General features: G+C 63.5%; 18 protein-coding genes. All 18 read right to left on the bottom strand.

Annotated features, from left to right (window positions below; translation table 11 throughout):
* Window positions 1–47 precede the first annotated feature (47 nt).
* A complete protein-coding gene (locus tag K3165_RS12865; protein WP_221549292.1) occupies window positions 48–2,762 on the bottom strand; it encodes a TonB-dependent receptor plug domain-containing protein in 2,715 nt (904 codons plus the stop codon).
* 330 nt (window positions 2,763–3,092) lie between these two features.
* Window positions 3,093–4,433, bottom strand: a complete 1,341-nt coding sequence (locus K3165_RS12870) for an ammonium transporter (RefSeq protein WP_221549293.1) — start codon at window positions 4,431–4,433, stop codon at window positions 3,093–3,095.
* A 20-nt stretch (window positions 4,434–4,453) separates the two neighbouring features.
* Complete coding sequence (locus K3165_RS12875; RefSeq protein ID WP_221549294.1) at window positions 4,454–4,792, bottom strand: P-II family nitrogen regulator; 339 nt, start codon at window positions 4,790–4,792, stop codon at window positions 4,454–4,456.
* Window positions 4,793–4,935: 143 nt separating this feature from the next.
* Window positions 4,936–5,637: an endonuclease/exonuclease/phosphatase family protein gene (locus tag K3165_RS12880; RefSeq protein WP_221549295.1), complete on the bottom strand. Its 702-nt coding sequence runs from the start codon at window positions 5,635–5,637 to the stop codon at window positions 4,936–4,938.
* A gap of 41 nt (window positions 5,638–5,678) precedes the next feature.
* A complete protein-coding gene (locus K3165_RS12885; protein WP_221549296.1) occupies window positions 5,679–6,236 on the bottom strand; it encodes a pyridoxamine 5'-phosphate oxidase family protein in 558 nt (185 codons plus the stop codon).
* Window positions 6,237–7,106 (bottom strand): alpha/beta fold hydrolase, encoded by an 870-nt coding sequence (locus K3165_RS12890; protein WP_221549297.1) that lies wholly within the window; start codon window positions 7,104–7,106, stop codon window positions 6,237–6,239. It lies immediately after the preceding gene.
* A 37-nt stretch (window positions 7,107–7,143) separates the two neighbouring features.
* Window positions 7,144–8,667, bottom strand: a complete 1,524-nt coding sequence (locus tag K3165_RS12895; RefSeq protein WP_221549298.1) for a peptide chain release factor 3 — start codon at window positions 8,665–8,667, stop codon at window positions 7,144–7,146.
* Between the two features lie 7 nt (window positions 8,668–8,674).
* Window positions 8,675–9,418, bottom strand: a complete 744-nt coding sequence (locus K3165_RS12900) for an SDR family NAD(P)-dependent oxidoreductase (RefSeq protein ID WP_221549299.1) — start codon at window positions 9,416–9,418, stop codon at window positions 8,675–8,677.
* A complete protein-coding gene (gene pheT, locus K3165_RS12905) occupies window positions 9,415–11,805 on the bottom strand; it encodes a phenylalanine--tRNA ligase subunit beta (RefSeq protein WP_221549300.1) in 2,391 nt (796 codons plus the stop codon). Before pheT ends, K3165_RS12900 begins: the two co-directional genes overlap by 4 nt.
* Window positions 11,802–12,902 carry a phenylalanine--tRNA ligase subunit alpha gene (pheS, locus tag K3165_RS12910; protein ID WP_221549301.1) on the bottom strand — a complete coding sequence of 367 codons (1,101 nt, stop codon included), beginning with the start codon at window positions 12,900–12,902 and terminating at the stop codon, window positions 11,802–11,804. Before pheS ends, pheT begins: the two co-directional genes overlap by 4 nt.
* A 115-nt stretch (window positions 12,903–13,017) precedes the next feature.
* Entirely contained in the window at window positions 13,018–13,917 is a 900-nt protein-coding gene (locus K3165_RS12915) for a helix-turn-helix domain-containing protein (protein WP_221549302.1), read from the bottom strand.
* Complete coding sequence (locus K3165_RS12920; protein ID WP_221549303.1) at window positions 13,914–14,828, bottom strand: AraC family transcriptional regulator; 915 nt, start codon at window positions 14,826–14,828, stop codon at window positions 13,914–13,916. Before K3165_RS12920 ends, K3165_RS12915 begins: the two co-directional genes overlap by 4 nt.
* 106 nt (window positions 14,829–14,934) lie before the next feature.
* A complete protein-coding gene (gene rplT, locus K3165_RS12925; protein WP_090477261.1) occupies window positions 14,935–15,294 on the bottom strand; it encodes a 50S ribosomal protein L20 in 360 nt (119 codons plus the stop codon).
* A gap of 23 nt (window positions 15,295–15,317) precedes the next feature.
* Complete coding sequence (gene rpmI / locus K3165_RS12930; protein WP_067466022.1) at window positions 15,318–15,521, bottom strand: 50S ribosomal protein L35; 204 nt, start codon at window positions 15,519–15,521, stop codon at window positions 15,318–15,320.
* 131 nt (window positions 15,522–15,652) lie between these two features.
* Window positions 15,653–16,402: an SDR family oxidoreductase gene (locus K3165_RS12935; protein ID WP_221549304.1), complete on the bottom strand. Its 750-nt coding sequence runs from the start codon at window positions 16,400–16,402 to the stop codon at window positions 15,653–15,655.
* Between the two features lies 1 nt (window position 16,403).
* Window positions 16,404–17,168: an SDR family NAD(P)-dependent oxidoreductase gene (locus K3165_RS12940; RefSeq protein ID WP_221549305.1), complete on the bottom strand. Its 765-nt coding sequence runs from the start codon at window positions 17,166–17,168 to the stop codon at window positions 16,404–16,406.
* 99 nt (window positions 17,169–17,267) lie between these two features.
* Window positions 17,268–17,906, bottom strand: a complete 639-nt coding sequence (locus K3165_RS12945) for a hypothetical protein (protein ID WP_221549306.1) — start codon at window positions 17,904–17,906, stop codon at window positions 17,268–17,270.
* 122 nt (window positions 17,907–18,028) lie between these two features.
* The gene (locus K3165_RS12950; RefSeq protein WP_221549307.1) at window positions 18,029–18,808 is read right to left on the bottom strand and encodes an inositol monophosphatase family protein; all 780 of its coding nucleotides are present in this window, start codon (window positions 18,806–18,808) and stop codon (window positions 18,029–18,031) included.
* Window positions 18,809–18,844: the final 36 nt, after the last annotated feature.

Raw genomic sequence — 18,844 nt, forward strand, 5'->3', positions numbered from 1 at the left:
GGGCGACCCGCAGGCCGCCCCGATCCGATTCTACAGTCCTTGCGGCCTTACCACTGGTAACGCGCGCGGACGTAGTAGCTGCCCCCGTTGAAGCCGAAGGGCGAACGTTCGCCATACTGTGCCCCGACGATGCCCGAGTACGGGTTCGCCTCGGGATAGTTGTCGAGCACGTTCTGTGCACCGGCAGCGATTTCCAGCCCGTCGATGACCTCGTAGCCGAGTTCGACGTCGAAGGTCACTTCAGCGCCCGCATCGATCGGCAGGGTGCTGTCTTCAAGGTGGGCCTCGTAGTACTCGCCGAAGTAGTTGGCGCGAAGCATGCCGCGGAAACGGCCCTGCTCGTGCGTCAGGTTCAGGAAGCCCTTCCACTTGGGCAGGCCTTCCTCGAGCTGGCGAACGCGGGTGGCGGAGATCGTCTGGCCCACGTCGGTCACTTCGGTTTCGGTGTAGTTGATCGCCAGCGTCGCGCGGGTCGTGCCGTTCTCGAACGGATAGAGCCTTGCGTTGGCCACGAAGTCGAGACCCTGCGTGCGGGTGTCGAAGTCGTTGTTGAAGTAGGTGAAGGCCACCAGGTCTTCAAAGCCGGTGAAGTCGGTGCGGTTGATCACACCGGCCGCATCGAGCTGCGTCAGCAGTTCGGCCGGGCTGGGAGTGTTCGTGGGCGAACACGCCGTCGCCACCCCTTCGCGGCCTGCGAGGTAGCAGAGCGCAAGCGGGAAATCGATCGTCGACGAACGTGAGATGCGATCTTTCAGCTTGATGTTGAAGTAATCGAGCGTGACCGTGTAATCGCCCCAGTCGCCAGCGATGCCCAGCGTGAAGCTGTCGGCCTTCTCGGGCCCAAGCGTCGGACGGGCAAGGCCAAGGCCGCCATTGGCGACGCTGTCCGAGATATAGTCCGCCGCGATCAGGCCTGCCGGGCTGTTGAGCGGGAACGTACCTTCGTCCTGCAGCTCGCCATTGGAGAACTGCGTCGTGACATTGATGACGTTAGCCTGACCGGCCGTCGGGACATGGAAACCCGTCGAATAGGTACCGCGAAGACGCAGCGCATCCGACAATTTGAACAGGCCGCCCAGCTTCCAGGTGACCGTATCGCCGAAGCTCTTCGTGTCTTCGTAGCGAACGGCGCCCTGCAGGGTGAGAGCATCGATCAGGTCGGCTTCGATATCGAGATACGCGGCCTTGTTGTCTTCCTTGCTGGATCCTGCCGAATTGGTCGAGAACCCGGGGAAGCCGTTCGAGCTGGTCGAGAAGCCCTGTCCGGTCGGATAGGCTGCGCTCGGCTGGGCGAGCGGTCCGAGGGCGAAGGATTCAGGATCGCCTGCAGTGATCGTGAATTTCTCGTCACGATACTCTGCACCGGTCGCGATGTAGACGCTGCCCTCACCCACGGCCAGTTCGTAACCCAGGTTGAGGTTCACGACGTTCTCGGCCTGAGAGTAGCCGCCCGGGTTGAATTCGGTCGGCGTGTTGGGCCCGAGCGAAGCGTTCACCGTGTTGCGGATCGCAAAGTCGGTGCTGTGCTTGCCGTAGCGCCAGCTGAGATCGAAATCGAGCCCGCCGAGGACCTGGCCGCGGATACCGGTAGCGATCGAGTAGTCCTCGACATCACCGCCGAAGCGCGGGGTGAAGCCGCCCGGGAACAGTTCGACGAAGCTGAAGCAGTTTCCGTCAGCCGTTACCTGCGCGAGGATCGTCGGATCGGGGATCAGGCCGCCCTGCGTCAGCGGGATACCGGCGGGACAGTCACCAGCCGTATCGATCGACAGGTCGCCGACCAGTACCGACGGCACACCGCCCGAGGCCTCGTCCAGCGGCTGGCCGGTCGCCGGATCGACGAAGGGCCCGGCATAGACACCGCCGCGGTTGGTCGGGTTGCGGAAGAAGAAGCCGCCATCGACGTTACGCTCGGCATAGTTACCGAAGGCGTAGAAGCTGATCTCCGGCGTGAAGTCGAAACCCATGTTGCCGTAGAACTTGAAGTCGTCGTTGACGTTGGGCTGGCCCCAGATCTGCGCCGGGTCGGCGACGGCGCTGTTGCCCGCAGCAATCAGCGCCGCAGCATCGTCGCGCTGGACCGAACGCGAGGTCGCGTCGCTTTCGCCATATTCGGCCGAAAGGTTGACGAAGCCGGCCTCGCCCAAGGGAATGCCGACATTGCCTGCGATCGAGTACTTGTCGCCGTCACCTTCATAGGTTTCACCCCACTGCGCGGAGACGGTGCCGCCGTCCGGAGCGTCCTTGAGGATGAAGTTGAGCACGCCGGCAATGGCGTCCGAACCATATTGCGAGGATGCACCGTCACGCAGGACTTCGAGCTGCTTGATCGCGATCGAGGGAATGACCGAAATATCGGGGCCCTGCGAACCGTCCGAGATGCCGCCGCCGAGGAAGGCGATGACCGATGCACGGTGCATGCGCTTGCCGTTGACGAGGACCAGCGTGTTGTCGGGCGAAAGACCGCGCAGGTTGGCCGGGCGGACGAGCGTTGCAGCGTCCGAAATCGGCTGCGTACCGACGTTGAAGGAGGGAACCGAGACACGCAGGACATCGCCGATGTCGCTGTCCGCCGTGTTGTTCAGCTCTGCCGAACCGACAACATCGACCGGGGCAACCGTATCCGCAGCCGAACGATTGTTCTGACGCGTACCGGTAACGATGATCGTTTCGGCAGGCTCGTCCGCTTCGGGTGCTGCCACTGCATCGGTTTCGATTGCGGTCTGCGCGTCTTGGGCAAATGCCGGGGTTGCGATGGCCATGGATGCGACGCCCGACAGGAATACGGGACGCGCAAGAGATTTCAACGACTTGGCACGAAGCATAGTCACCCTCCTCTGATATACCGGCTCTTGTTTTGTTCGGCCGAATGCTCAGGGCATATGCCTAGTGCGCAATAAAAGCAATCTCACGGCCACCCCAGAGACTTTTTCGCAAAGCACTTCGTCTTCCCTGTGTTGCGACATGGCGCAAAAAAAGGGGCCGGGACTTTTGGTCCCGGCCCTTCTCGAGGCGTTGTTCGCAGGAGGAACAAAGGTAGGCGGGCCGCCCGAGGAGAGAGAGGAGAGAAGGGCGGCCCCGCCAAGCTGGTGTTAGTTGTAGGCGCGTTCTCCGTGTTCAGAGATGTCGAGCCCGTCGACTTCGGTCTCTTCGTCGACCCGCAGGCCGATGGTCAGCTTGACCAGGTAGCCGGCGATGAGAGTGCCGATTGTGGCCCAGACGATCGTCACGATGACGCTCCAGACCTGGATGCCGAGCTGCGCGCCAAGAGCGGTCGAGCCGTCTCCGGGACCGCCGATCCACGGCTGGTAGACAACGGCCGTGCCGATGGCGCCGACGATGCCGCCGATGCCGTGGATGCCGAAAGCATCGAGGCTGTCGTCATAGCCGAACTTGGCTTTCACCTTGGCGACGAAGAAGTAGCAGATGGCCGCCGACAGGATGCCGAGCAGGATCGCGCCGAAGGGGCCCGAGTTGCCTGCCGCCGGGGTGACGGCAACGAGGCCTGCAATCACGCCCGAGCAGAAGCCCAGCGCCGAGCCTTTGTGTCCGGCAAGCTTCTCGATCACCATCCAGGCCAGCGCACCTGCGGCGGTAGCGACGAAGGTGTTGATCATAGCCAGACCGGCCGATCCGTCGGCCTCGAGAGCCGAACCGGCGTTGAAGCCGAACCAGCCGACCCACAGCAGGCCGGTGCCGACCATGGTGAGCGTCATCGAGTGCGGCATCATGGGTTCCTGCGGCCAGCCACGGCGCTTGCCGAGGAGGTATGCAAGGACGAGGCCCGAGACACCGGCGTTGATGTGCACCACGGTGCCGCCGGCAAAGTCGAGTGCGCCGTCGTCAAGCAGCAGTCCGCCCGTGCCCCAAACCATATGTGCGATCGGGAAATAGACGATGGTCAGCCAGATCGGCACGAAGGCCATGACCGCGCTGAACTTCATGCGCTCTGCCGTCGCACCCAAGATGAGCGCGGCGGTGATCGCGGCGAAAGTCATCTGGAAGCTGATGAACACATATTTGCTGATGACTTCATCGGTGAAGGTCGCCGCCGTGCTGCTCGCATCGGTTCCGGCGAGGAAGTAGCTGCCGCCACTGATGAACTTGCCCAGCAGGCCGTCATAAGTCGTGTCGCCGAATGCGAGGCTGTAGCCCCACATCACCCAGATGATCATGGCGAGCGCTGCAGTCGCGCCGATCTGGGTCATGGTGGAGAGCATGTTCTTCGAACGGGTCAGGCCGCCATAAAACAGCGTAAGGCCCGGGATGATCATCAGCAGGACGAGCACCGTCGCGGTCATCATCCAGGCGTTATTGCCGGGGTTGGGAACGGCCACAGCCGCTTCCGCTGCTTCCTGCGCCATAGCGCCGGTCGCGGTGAAGAATGCAGCGGCACCGGTGGCGGCGACGCGCATGAGGTTACGCATGGTCATCTGTGTCACTCCTTGCCGCGTCACAGCGCGGTTTCGCCGGTTTCGGCGGTGCGGATGCGGGTGGCGCTGGCGAGGTCGAAGACGAAGATCTTCCCGTCGCCGATGCTTTCCGTGCTGGCGGTTTGCTGGATGGTCTCGACCACCTGCGGCGCGAGATCGTCGGCGACCGCGATTTCCAGCTTCACCTTGGGAAGCATGTTGGTCGAATATTCGGCCCCGCGGTAAATCTCGGTCTGGCCTTTCTGGCGGCCAAACCCCTTGACCTCGGAAACGGTCATTCCGGCAACGCCCACCGCGCCGAGGGCTTCGCGCACCTCGTCGAGCTTGAACGGCTTTATGACGGCGATGATGAATTTCACGCGCTCACCCCTTCGTATTGCGAACCGGCCCAAGCACCGGCGTTCGCACATGCAGCAAAGGGCGTGCCAAACAGGAAATGCGGGAAAATTGCGCGGTTAGAGCAGCATCCGCAACATTTATTGCCTAAATATTGAGCGCGAGCCTATTTTTTAATCAGCTCAAGCCGGGCTACCACGGGCAGATGGTCCGATGCGACGGCCGAGAGCCCCGTGTGGTGAACGTCGGATTCGACGCAGCCCCAATGCTTGCTCGCCACGATCCGGTCGAGCGTCGCCACCGGCTGGCGCGAGGGGTAGCTCTTGCCAGGGGTCACCACGGTCCAGCGATCGGCGAATTCGCGCATGGCACCGGTGCGGCGCCCCCACTGGTTGAAGTCGCCCATGATGACCGTCGGCAGGTTGCGCGAGCAGTCTTCCACGAATGACACGAGCGAGCGGATCTGGTCTCGCCGCCTCAGGCCGGAGAGGTCGAGATGGGTCCCGATGATCCGCATCCGGTGCCCCTCGATCGTGATCTCTCCACACGCCGCGCCGCGCGGTTCCAGCGTCGGCAGGTCGAGAGCCTCGCCCTCGTGGATATCGAATTCGCGGCGGACGAGGAGCGCATTGCCGTGCCAGCCGATGCTGCGCGGCCGCTTGGCCACCTCGATCAGCCGCCAGTGCGTATCGTCGATCTCGGCACGCGGGATGCAGGTTTCGCGCGCGCCGATCCGCCGGTCGACCTCCTGCAGGGCGATGACATCGGCATCGATTTCGTGAATGACCGACAGGATGCGCTCTGGATCGCGCTTGCGATCGAGGCCGACGGCCTTGTGAATGTTATAGCTGGCGAAGGTTAGCTGCACGGGGCCTCAACTATTCGGGCGCAAGGGAGTTGCAGCGCGTCTCAGTCACCGGCGATGAAGCGGTCTGTCGGGCGGGTCGGCAGACCGTCGATGCTGCTGGTGCGGGTCTGGTACTTGGCCACCCATTCGTCCGGATCGGTCTGGCGATGTGCCTTCTTCAACGTCTCGCGTTCATCGCGATATTCCATGAAGGGGACGCCCCAGCCGCAGCTTGTCTGGACGATTTCGACCGCGATGTCGAAGATCTGCCGCGTGCCGGGCATCATCTCGAAATGCGCGGAAAGCTCGGCCCAGTCGGAGTCCTGCGGAAGCACCGCGCGGCCCTTGCCGTAGATCCGCAGGATCAGCGCGGGCCGGTCGAAATTGCAGAACATCAGCGTGATGCGCCCGTCGGCGGCAAGGTGCGCGTGGGTCTCGTTGCCCGACCCGCCGAGATCAAGATAGGCGACACGCTTTGGGGACAGTACGCGAAAGGCGTCATAGCCCTTCGGGCTCAAATTGATGCGGGCATCTTCGGCGGCGGTGGCGACAAAGAAGACCGGCTGCTTGCCGATCATCGCGATGTGCTTGTCATCCAGCGCGTCGAAGAATTCTGCCATCTAAAGGAAGTCCCTGATCGTCTTCATGAAGCGGTCGAACTGGTCGTGATGGAGCCAGTGGCCGGCATTTTCGAACTCGATCACCTCCGCGTTGGAGAAGTGGTCGAGCCTTCCATCACCTTCCGGGTTCGAGGCCCAGCTGTCGGCTCCGTATAGCAACAGGGTCGGCGCGGTGATCGCGGCCCAGGTCTGGTGGAGGAACTCGTCGGCGATGTCCTCGACCGCCCAGACATTGAGGTGCGGGTCGAACTTCCAGCTGTAGGTGCCATCCTCGTTGCGGTTCACGCCGTGGATCGTCAGGTGGCGTGCCTGCTCCTCGGTGAGGTAGCTGTTTTCCTCGATCATCCGCGCGAAGGCGGCCTCAATGCTTTCATACTTGCGCGGGGATCGGCCAGAGGCTGCGCGCTTCTTGCCGATCCATTCGGCCATGCGTTCCGGATAGCTTTTCTCGCGCATCTCGGCCTGCCGCTTAGGGCTGGGTCCGAGACCTTCGATCGCAACGATCTTCTTCACCATATCGGGGAAAGTACCCGCATAGCGTAGCGAGACATTGCCGCCCATCGAGTGGGAAACGATGGTGACGGGTCCTACACCCAGCTGGTGGACCAGCTGCGCAAGGTCGTAGACCATGTCGCCCACCTGGTAATTGCCGTCGGACACCCAGTCGCTGTCGCCGTGACCGCGGTGGTCCATCGCCACCACGTGCCAGTCGTCGCGCAATTCTTCAGCTACCCAGTCCCAGCTTCGGGCATGGTCGCGTCCGCCATGGACGAGGACCAGTGGCGGCTTCCCGCGACCTCCCCAATCGAGATAGTTGAGGCGCAGGCGCTGCGAGATGAAGGTCTGGGAAGTGGGGCCGGTGAGGGTCATGCAGCCGCTTTGCAACGGCTGCACAATCGATTCAACCTCACCTTTCCTTCGTGGCGGAGAAAGTAAGCTCGGGATTCTTCTCTTCCTGGTAGTTCACGTCCCACGGACTCTTGGCCATGAACACCAGATCGCCGTCGCGGTCCTTGGCGAGATTGGAGAGGTTGAACTTCTCGAATTCGGCCATCGCCTTTTCGTCGCCCTTGATCCACCGGGCAGTGGCGAAGGGCGATGCTTCGAGCTTTGCCTCGACCTTGTATTCGGCCGAAAGACGGCTGATCAGAACGTCGAGCTGGAGCTGGCCGACCACGCCGATGATCCACTGGCCGCCGATCTCGGGATAGAAGACCTGGATTACGCCCTCTTCGGACAAATCGTCCAGCGCCTTGCGCAGCTGCTTGGTCTTGGTCGGGTCGACCAGCGCCACGCGGCGCAGGATTTCGGGCGCGAAGTTGGGCAGGCCGGTGAAGCGGACCTGGTTCTTCTCGCTCAGCGTATCGCCGACGCGCAACGTGCCGTGGTTGGGAATGCCGATGATGTCGCCCGGCTCGGCGGTGTCGGCGACCTCGCGGTCCTGCGCGAAGAAGAGGATCGGCGAATGGATCGCGACCGGCTTGCCTAACCCTGAGGGCGTGAGCTTCATGCCGCGTTTGAACGTGCCCGAGACCTGCCGCATGAAGGCGATGCGGTCGCGGTGGTTGGGGTCCATGTTCGCCTGCACCTTGAAGATGAAGCCGGTGACTTCGTCATGGTCGGGCGCGATCTGCTCTTCGCCGGCAGGCTGCGGACGCGGCGGCGGGGCGTATTTCGCGATTGCCTCGATCAGTTCGGTGACGCCGAAATTCTTGAGCGCCGAGCCGAAATAGACCGGTGTGAGATCGCCATTGCGATAGGCTTCGAGATCGAACTCGGGATAGCCGATCTGCGCCAGTTCGACATTCTCCGCGATGTCTTCGGGCAGGTCGAAATCGGCGACGCGCTTGCCCTTGAATTCCTTCGACGGACCTTCGGGCACGACCACTTCACCGCTCTCGAAATCGAGGATGCCCTGGAATTCGCCGCCCATGCCGACGGGATACATCTGCGGGCTGACGTCGAGCGCCAGCATGTCCGCGATCTCGTCGAGCAGTTCGAAGACCGGACGGCCTTCGCGGTCGACCTTGTTGACGAAGGTGATGATCGGCACGCTGCGCAGGCGGCAGACCTCGAACAGCTTGCGCGTCTGCGGCTCGATACCCTTGGCCGCGTCGATCACCATGATGGCGCTGTCGACGGCGGTCAGCGTGCGATAGGTATCTTCGGAAAAGTCCTCGTGCCCCGGCGTATCGAGCAGGTTGAAGGTGATGCCGTCACGCTCGAAGGTCATGACCGAGCTGGTAACCGAGATACCGCGCTGCTGCTCGATCTTCATCCAGTCCGACCGTGCACGCCGGGCCTGCCCGCGCGCCTTGACCTCGCCGGCGAGATGGATTGCGCCGCCGGTTAGCAGCAGCTTTTCGGTCAGCGTGGTCTTACCGGCGTCGGGGTGCGAGATAATCGCGAATGTACGGCGATCTGAGGTCATGGTTCTCTTAGGAGCGCGCGACGCGGAAGCCGGCGAAGTCCTGGCTCACAGGCATCAGCTCTATGCGGTTGATGTTGAGATGCGGGGGCAGTTCGGCGATCCAGCGGATTGTGTCGGCGATGTCCTGCCCGGTCATCGGGTCTGCCCCGCGATAGAGGTCGTCCGAAGCCTGCTGGCTGCCGGTTCGCACCACGGTGAATTCGGTCTCCACCATGCCCGGCTCGATGCTGGTCACGCGCACGCCGCTTCCGTGGAGGTCGGCGCGCAGGGCCAGCGTGAAGTGGTTCGCGAAGGCCTTCGAGCCCGCATAGACGTTGCCGCCCGGATAGATGTAGCTGCCCGCCACCGAGCCGATCGCGATGATCGCGCCCTTGCGCTCGATCAGCACGGGCAGCAGCTTGCGGGTCAGCACCACCATGGCCGTCACATTGGTGTCGATCATGGTCTGCCAGTCGTCGAGATCGGCTTCCTGCGCGGGCGAGAGGCCCTGCGCGAGACCGGCATTGTTCACCAGCAGGTCGATGCCCGCGAAGTCCTCGGGCAAGGCTGCAATCGCGGCATCCATCGCCTCGGTATCGCGCACATCGAAGCAGGCGGCATGGACCTTGTCCGCACCCAGCTCCTCTACCAGCGCATCGAGCCGTTCCTTGCGGCGACCAGTCGCGACGCAGCGCCAGCCGCTCGCGACCAGTGTGCGAACGGTAGCCTCGCCAATTCCTGCGGTGGCTCCGGTGACGAAGGCGGTCTTCACCCGCGCAGCTCCGCACCTTGCTTGGCAGCGTTCTTCACGATGTTGTCCGAGATCGCCTTGATCTCTTCATCGGTGAAGCTCTTGTCGCCCGGCTGGAGCACGACTTCGACCGCCACCGACTTCTTGCCTTCGGGCACGCCCTGTCCGGCAAAGACGTCGAAGACGCGCGCATCGACGATGGCCTTCTTGTCTGCACCGCGCACGGCCTTCACGAGGTCGCCTGCCGCAAGGTCTGCGGGGACGAGGAAGGCGAAGTCGCGGGTGATCGCCTGCAATGCGGGCGGCGAATAGGCGGCGCGCGCAAAGCCGCCCCCCTTCTTTGCCGGGATTGCATCGAGGAAGATCTCGACCGCCATCACCGGCCCGTCGATATCGAAGGCCTTCAGCGTGTTCGGGTGGATCGCGCCGAAACGGGCGAGCACATTCTTGGGGCCGAGGCGCAGGGTGGCCGACTGGCCGGGGTGGAACTGGTCGCCCGCCTCGCCCATCACCATGAGGTTTCCGACCGGCGCACCGGCGGCTTCGAGCAGCGCCACGGCTTCGGCCTTGGCATCATAGGCATCGAACTTCGCTGCCTTGCCATTGGACCAGCCGCGCGGGGTTTTCTCGCCCGAAAGCACCACGCCGAGCGTCGGCTTCTCGTCGCTCGCGCCGTCTTTGCCGCGGAAATAGCGGCGGCCGATTTCGAACAGGCGCGCGCCATCCGCACCGCGGTCGGCATTGCGCTTGGCAGCCGAAAGCAGGCCGGGGATGAGCGAGGGGCGCATGGCCTTCATGTCCTCGCTGATCGGGTTGTCGAGCACCCAGAGCTCGGCGCCATCGGCGAAGTGTTCTGCCTCCGCGGTCGGCAGGAAGGACCAGGTGATCGCTTCGTTGAGACCGCGTGCGGCAGCGGCGCGGCGCAGCTTGCGCTCGGCCTGCTGGAGCGGCGTTGCCGTCGGCAGCGCCACGCCGGGGCGGCGCGGCAGCGGCTTGCTTTCGACCTCGTCGATACCGTGGATGCGCACGACCTCTTCGACGAGATCGGCAGGACCTTCGATATCGTGGCGGCGCGGCGGACAGGTGACCGTCCAGTCGTCACCGACTGTGAAATCGAGCGACTCTAGAATGGCCCGCTGTTCTTCCTGCGGCACGGCGAGACCTCCGAGACGCTCGGTCAGGCGCGGGTCGAACTTGATCGTCTGCGCGGTGACAGGCGGCTGGCCTGCGCGCACGACCTCGGTCGGCTCACCGCCGCAGGTCTTGGTGATCAGGCTGGTGAGGATCGCGAGACCATCGTCGAGATATTCGGGATCGACGCCGCGCTCGAAACGCGTGCGTGCATCCGAAGCGAGGCCGAGCTTGCGGCCCGTCACGCCGATGCGCTCGGGATCGAAATACGCGATCTCGAGCAAAACGTCGGTGGTCGTCTCGGTCGCACCCGAGTGCTCGCCGCCCATGATGCCGGCGATGTCGTGGACGCCATTGTCGTCGGCGATCACGGTCATGGTGTCGTCGAGCGTGTAGGTCTTCTCGTTGAGCGCCTCGACTGTCTCGCCGTTCTGTGCACGGCGGGCGACGACCGCACCCGAAAGCTTGGCAAGGTCATAGACGTGCGCCGGACGCCCGAAGGCGAGCATGAGGTAGTTGGTCGCATCGACCAGTGCCGAAATCGGGCGCTGGCCTGCCGCGATCAGGCGGCGCTGCATCCACTCGGGGCTGGAACCGGTGTTGTCGACACCGCGAATGACGCGGCCGAAGAACGCGGGGCAGCCTTCGGGATCGTCGGTACGGATCTCGACCGGGCACTCACCCGAAGCCCGAATGGCCGATGCTTCGACCGGCTTGAACGTGCCGAGACCTGCCGCCGCGAGATCGCGCGCGATGCCCAGCACGCCCATGCAGTCGGGGCGGTTCGGCGTGATCGCGACGTCGAAGACGGGCGAGGCATCGTGATATTCGGCAAAGGTCTGGCCGACCGGCGCATCCTCGGGCAGCTCGATGATGCCGTCGTGCTCTTCACCCAGTTCGAGCTCGCGCACCGAACACATCATGCCGTTCGATTCGACACCGCGGATCGCGCTCTTGCGCAGTTCCATGCCGTTGGCAGGGACAACCGCGCCGGGCAGGCCCAGCACGCCCTTCATGCCGGCACGCGCATTGGGCGCGCCGCAGACGACCTGCAGCGGATCGCCCTCGCCCGTATCGACGGTGAGCACCTGCAGCTTGTCGGCATCGGGATGCCTGGCCGCGGTCAGCACCTTGGCCACGCGGAAGCCTTCGAGCTTGTCAGCCGGATCCTCGATCCCCTCGACCTCGTGGCCGATGCGATTGAGCGCAGCCGCAATGTCTGCCGCGCTCGCGTCGGTTTCGAGGAAATACTTCAGCCATTCGAGCGAGAACTTCATGCTTTCGCTCCTACGCCGGCGGAAAGGGTCGGCTGGTCGAAAGGCGAGAAGCCGTAGTGGTCGAGCCAGCGCTGGTCGCCGTCGAAGAAGGCGCGCAAATCATCCATCCCGTATTTGAGCATGGCGAGGCGGTCGACGCCCACGCCGAATGCGAAACCCTGCCATTCGTCGGGGTCGAGCCCGGCGAATTCGATCACGCGGGCGTTGACCATGCCGCTGCCGAGCAGTTCCATCCAGCCGTGGCCCGGCGCATCGCCGTCACCGCCGAGCACGCGGCGACCATTCACGTCCTGCCAGCCCACATCGACTTCGACCGAAGGTTCGGTGAAGGGGAAGTAGGAGGGGCGCAGGCGCAACACGATGTCGTCGCGCTCGAAGAAGGCCTTGAGGAAGGTCTCGAGCGTCCACTTGAGGTGGCCGAGGTTGATGTCGCGGTCGATCACGAGGCCTTCGACCTGGTGGAACATGGGCGTATGGGTCGCGTCGCTGTCGGAGCGATACACGCGGCCCGGCGCGATGATGCGAATGGGCGCGCCCTGCTTCATCATGCTGCGGATCTGCACCGGGCTCGTGTGAGTCCTCAAGAGCATGCGATTCCCGTCGGCATCCTTGTCCGGGAAATAGAAGGTGTCGTGCATGGCGCGCGCGGGATGCGTCTCGGCCATGTTGAGCGCGGTGAAATTGTGCCAGTCGTCTTCGATCTCGGGACCGGTGGCGACCGAGAAGCCGAGGTCGGCGAAGATTTCGGCAAGTTCGTCCATCACCTGGCTGACCGGGTGCACGCTGCCGTTCGGCGACTGCGGTTCGGGCAGGGTCAGGTCGAGGCGTTCCTCAGCGAGCTTGCGTTCCAATTCTGCGGCCTCGAAAGCCTCTTTTCGCGCAGTAATCGCGTCGGCGACGGCCGTGCGTGCGCCCTGGATCTTGGGCGCCTGTTCCTGCCGCTCTTCGGGCGTCATCTTGCCCAGCGTCTTCATCAGCGCGGAGATGGAGCCCTGTTTGCCCAGGTACTCGATACGCAGCGCTTCGAGGGCATCGGCGTTGTCCGCCTCTTCGATGCGCGCCAGCGCACCTGATTGCAGTGTCACAAGATCGGTCATGAATCTCTCGAGGATTAGGTCCTTTGCGCGCTGCCTCTAGCGGCATAGGCGCGAATCCTAAACCCCCGTTTCCGCTTCCCGGCGACAGAGCAGCGGTTCCGCGTGTGACCGCAGCCTATTTTGCGGGGCTGTCAGGTTCGTGGAGCACCTGCATGGGCGCGCCTGCTGTCTCCATCCTCCCCTTGGCCGCAGCCGACAGGACGGGGTGATCGAGCAGCGAATATTCGCGTGGCGTCATATGCATGAAGAACTTGAAATCGCGCACGAAATGAGCCTGGTCGTGATAATGCTGGTCGATCGCTTCGATCCACTTCATCGAAGGGTCGAGCATGAATTGCGAAAGGCTGCGCAGGAAACGCTGGCGGCGCAGGAGCAATTGCGGCGGGAAGCCGAAATACTCGCCACAAAAGCGCTCCAGCGTTCGCGCATTCATGCCGGTCACAGCCACGAGGTCGGCCACTGCATGACACGCGGGATCGAGCAGGGCCTTCTGCACCCTCACGATATCCTCTTCCCTGCGCGCCTCGGTTTCAAGCAGCCCGGCAAACAGCGAGGCGAGATATGCGGCACCTGCCGACAGGTCGTCGCCCGTCTTCGCCAGTCCGCCAAGGGACGCGGCAACCGGGATCCGCGTCAAGGCGGGCGTAAGCTCGGTTACCTTGTCGGCAAGGTCGATCGCGTGACGGTCGGTGAAACGCGCAAGGCCGAGCGGCAGCAGGCCCACGCCCCAACACGATGCTTCCTTCGATTCGAAGCGGATCGAGCTGCTGGTGGGACCGGTAAGCGTCGCGCGCGGCACATCGCGCACGGGCTCTTCCCCGATCCCGGCCTTCATCGAACCGGACATGAAAAGCCGGATGTTGCTCCATTCGGGATGCAGCCAGTCGACCACAGGTCGCCGCGGGGGCGCCGAAATTCGCATGTGATAGAAGGTCGTGATGAAGGGCCGCAGCGGCTCGGGCGGCAGGAAGAAATTCAGGTCGACCGGATGTGACCCGAGCGCAGGTTCGCTCATTCGGGCGACCTGTTCTTGCGCCTGCCGGGCGAGTCGAGCGTCTGGACAGGCGAACCCCACACCTTCTGGCGTCGCTCCATGAACGCGCCCAGGACAGGGTGCGGCATGGAGGAATAGTCGGTCGGGCTCATGTGCATGAAGGTCTGGAACTCTCGCACGAAATGGGCCTGATCGTGATAGGTGCCATCGATCGCCTGGGTCCAGGTCTTGTCGTGCGCCAGCATGAAGGCGGCAAGGCTGCGCATCATGCGCTGGCGGCGCAAGAGCATGCTGGGCGGATAGCCGAAGTGCCGCATGCAGAGCCGTTCGAGCGTCCGCACGGTCAGGCCGGCCTGTTCCGCGAAGGCCCGCACTTCGCACATCCGCGGGTCGATCATCGCTTCGTGCGTCGTGATGATCCGCTCTTCATCGCGCGGAGAACCGGCGAGCCTGCGGAAGAAGGCGACAACGGCATCGACCTTCTCGTCGTCGGTGAGATGGCGCGCCGAGAATATCTTCGACAGGGGCCGGAAAGCTGCGAAGGCTTCCGCCGTCTGGCCGTCCCAGATGTGGTCGGAAAATTCGCTCGCCGGGCGATTGACGAAGCGCGCCCAGCCGAGCGGCATCAGGCCAATACCCCACGTCCGCGTCGTGCCGATCGAAAACCGCACCGATCCGCAGCTGGGCCCGGTGACGACGAAGGGCGAATGGATCTCTTCATCGCTTCCGACCAGCTGGACGGTCGGGGGGTTGCTTTCGAAGAACCTGAGGTTCGACCACTCGGGCTGGAGATAATCGGTAACGATCTCGCCGGGCGGGAGCCGGACTTCGAGCAGGTAGAAACTGGTGAAGCAGCGGGCGAGGTCGGTCGGCGGCTCGAAGAACCGCACATCGATTTCGGGTTTGGGCCCGGATTTTCCCAGCTCCGCCATGCCGCTCTATTAGCGCGGCATGGGGTATTTTTCTACTCCCAACGGAAAACGGGCGCCTTTCCGCTGTGGGAAAGACGCCCGCAATTCATTCGGCAATTGCCGTGACTTAGGCGGGAAGAGCCTTCTTCGCCTGCTCGATGATCGCCTTGAAAGCCGCAGCTTCGTTCATGGCGAGATCGGCCATGACCTTACGGTCCAGCTCGATGCCGGCAAGCTTGGTGCCGTGCATGAACTGCGAATAGGTAAGGCCTTCGGCGCGGACCGCAGCGTTGATGCGCTGGATCCAGAGAGCGCGGAAGTTGCGCTTCTTGATCTTGCGGTCGCGGTAAGCGTACTGGCCGGCCTTTTCGACGGCCTGGCGAGCGACGCGGATGGTGTTCTTGCGGCGACCGCGATAGCCCTTGGCCTGGTCTAGGAGCCGCTTGTGCTTCTGGCGCGTGGTGACGCCGCGTTTAATGCGAGGCATTTCAGTATCTCCTTAGTTCGCGATCAGTCGAGGCCGTAAGGCGCCCACTTTTTCACCGTCTTGCTGTCGGCTTCCGACAGGACAGTGGTGCCGCGGTTCTGGCGGATGTACTTCGCATTATGGCTGATCAGGCGGTGGCGCTTGCCGGCCACACCGTGCTTGACCTTGCCGTTGGCGGTGATCTTGAAGCGCTTCTTCACACCGCTCTTGGTCTTCAGCTTGGGCATTTTCATCTCCTGCTCGGATATCGAATCAGAGACACGTACAACCAGCCCTGGCAGCCCTTACGGCCAGACCGGCAGATGAATCACGTGTCGGTGAAGGCCGCGCAGATAGCGATTCCCCCACCAATTGCAAGTCAGAAGTGGGTGACGTAGCCACCGTCGACGAACAGGGTATGCCCGGTGATATAGGAAGCTGCCTCCGAGGCGAGAAAGGCGACAGGCCCTGCGATTTCATGCGGCTGCGCCCAGCGGCCTAGCGAAGTGCGACGCTCCAGATGGTCCGCAATCTCGCTTCCGTTAGTGAACCACTGCTCGTTCGCCTCGGTCAGCACGAAACCCGGGGCCACCGCATTCACGGTGATACCGTCCGCGCCAAGTTCGGCAGCGAGCGAACGCGTGACGCCGTCGAGCGCCGCCTTGCTCGCCGTATAGGCGGCGTCGCCTCGCGCGATATGTGAGGCGATCGAGGTGATATTGATGATGCGGCCGTAACTGCCCCTGCGCATGAGGTGCGCAGCGCGCCGTGCAAGGTCGAACGGTGCGACGAGGTTTGCATCGAGTAGGCGCGCCATGTCCGCGCGTCCGATATCCTCGAAGCCCCTGCGGTCCCGCTGCCCGACATTGTTGACGAGGATGTCGAGCCCGCCTGACGCGATTGTCTCGAAAGCCTCTTCACAGGCGCGGTCATCGGTGATGTCAAAAGCGAGCGGCACGGCGCGATCGCCGATCTTTGCTGCAGCCTCGCGCAGCGCGGCATCGTCGCGGCCGTTCAGCCAGACCATCGCGCCTTCTTCCGCCAGCCGTTTCGCGATCTCGAAACCCAGCCCGCGCGCCGCGCCGGTCACCAGCGCCGTGCGCCCTGCAAGTGATCCCTCCGAAGTCATGTCAGTGCTCGTAGATCATCTTCACCGTCATGCCACCATCGATATTGAGATGCTGTCCGGTCACGAAACCGGCATCGTGCAGGTACGCGACCGCTTCGGCGATATCCTCGGGCTTGCCGATCCGGCCTGCCGGGTGCTGCTCTCGGTCCTTGTCTCGATGATCGGGGTGCGTCCTTGCGCCGCTCTTCTGCCAGGGGCCGGTTTCGATCCAGCCGGGACGGATCGCATTAACCCGCACCTTCGGGCCAAGGCTAACAGCCAGCGAATGGGTCAGCGCATCGAGCCCGCCCTTGGCCGCGGCATAGGCGAAGGTTTCGGGTTCGCTCATCACCGCCCGGGTGGAGGAGATATTCGCGACGCTTGCCGCGTCCGATTTCTCCAGCAGGGGCAAGGCGGCGCGGGTCACGAGGAAGGCCGCGGTCAGGCTCGCATCGATCCATTCCTGCCAGTCCTCCAGCTCCAGCTCGCCCAGCGGCCCCGCATAGGGATCGGCGATGCCGGAATTGTTGACGAGGCAGTCGATGCCGGCACCGTCCAGCCACTCGGTAACGCGCTCGAACGCCTTCGCCACCTCTCCTTCGCGGCCCACGTCGCAGGTCAGGAAGAGCGCGGTCTCGCGCGGCAGGCTATCGCGCAATTCGGCCAGCGCCTCGGCATCGGTGTCGAGCGCGATGACCTTCCAGCCAAGCCCGTGGAAATGCATGACGGTCGCGCGGCCAATGCCGTTCGCGCCGCCGGTAATCAAAATGGTTCTTCTATCGCTCATGCCAGCCGAACGCGGCAGGCAGGTCGAGGGGTCCGGACGAAAAAAGGGCGGAGCGCCGTGCTGGCGCCCCGCCCCGGATTTTCCGGTTCGAACCGTGGCTTAGAAGCGCACGCCGACCGCAGCGCCGATGTTCGAGCGCTGGAAGTCGAAACCGTAGAGGTCGTAGTTCTCGCTGATGCCGAGTTCGAGACGACCGTAGGCGTTTTCGCCGAAGCCATGCTCGTAACCGAAAGCGAAGTTGTAACCGCCGGCCTTCTCGGTTTCGTCGAAGGTGAAGGTCTGGTCGAGGAACGGATCGTAGAACGTGCCTTCGAGCGTCAGGCTCTGCTGGCTGTAGCCCAGCTTACCGAACACGAGGCCGGTGTCACCGGTGGTCAGGCCGACGTGGATGCCTGCGGCCCAGAAGCCGTCCGACGAAAGGCAGAGGCCGCCGTCGCACGATTCCACGCCCGACACGTCATAGGTGAAGTACGGACCGACAACGACATTGTCGCCAGCTGCGAAATCGTAACCGACTTCACCGCCGAAACCGACGGCATCGCCCAGTTCGTAGATCACGTCGTCTTCGGGATCGCCGATGCGTTCGTAGAACACGCGTCCTTCGAAGCGGATACCGGTCTTGTCGAGCGAGTCGGGAGCCGGACGCTCGTCTTCGTAACCGTAGTCACCGTCCTGTGCCTGCGCAGCAACAGGCATGCAGGCGCCGGCCATTGCCAGCGCGAGAACAATCTTCTTCATAGTAAACTTGACCCTCATACAAATGCCGAGTGTTCGGCAGGTGCGAAGCTCTAGCCAGAGAAACCTTGCCCTCAAGTTTACAGTGACCTTAATACTACAAATGCCAAGTCACTGTTGCACAATTACGCCAGCGCCATTGCCTCGAGCACATCCTCGAGCCGGGCCGGATCGCCGATGGCAAGCGCGTTGCCGTCGCTGCCTGCATGGAGAGGTTCGCCCGACCAGTCGCACATCATCCCGCCCGCGCCCTCGACCACGGGCACCAGTGCGGCGAAGTCGTGGAGCTTGAGACCCGCCTCGCACACGATGTCGACATGGCCGCTCGCGGTGAGACCGTAATTGTAGCAATCGCCGCCGTAGATGATCTTACGTTCGGCCACCGCCTTGGCGAGCCCCATGAAGTGATCGGCCTCGTGGTCGGAGAACTGGTGCGGCGTGGTGGTCGCCAGGACGGCATTCGACAGCTCGCGGCATGCGGCGCTGCGCACCGGCTTGCCGTTGAAGGTCGTCTCGTGGCCCATGCGGCCGGCCCAGCGCTCGCGCCCGATGGGCTGGTCGATGATGCCCAGTACTGGGAAGCCGTCCTGCAGCAGCGCGATCAGCGTGCCGAAGATGGGGCGGCCGGCGATGAAGCTGGTGGTGCCGTCGATCGGATCGAGCACCCACTGGCGCGAAGCACCTTCGTTGCGGGTGCCGTATTCTTCGCCGATGATGCCGTCGTCGCTGCGTTCGGTCTCGAGGATTTTCCGCATCGCGGCTTCGGCAGCCTGGTCGGCCTCGGTCACGAAGCTGCGGTCGGCCTTCTGCTCCTGCGACCACTCGCCCCGGTAAAGCGGGCGAATGACATCGCCTGCCGCATCGGCAAGACGATTGGCGAGTTCTAGATCCTTGCGTGAAGCCATGGCGAGCGCCGCTATCAGGCGCATCTGCGCCGCACC

The organism is Qipengyuania xiamenensis (assembly GCF_019711495.1).
Taxonomy (GTDB): Bacteria; Pseudomonadota; Alphaproteobacteria; order Sphingomonadales; family Sphingomonadaceae; genus Qipengyuania; species Qipengyuania xiamenensis.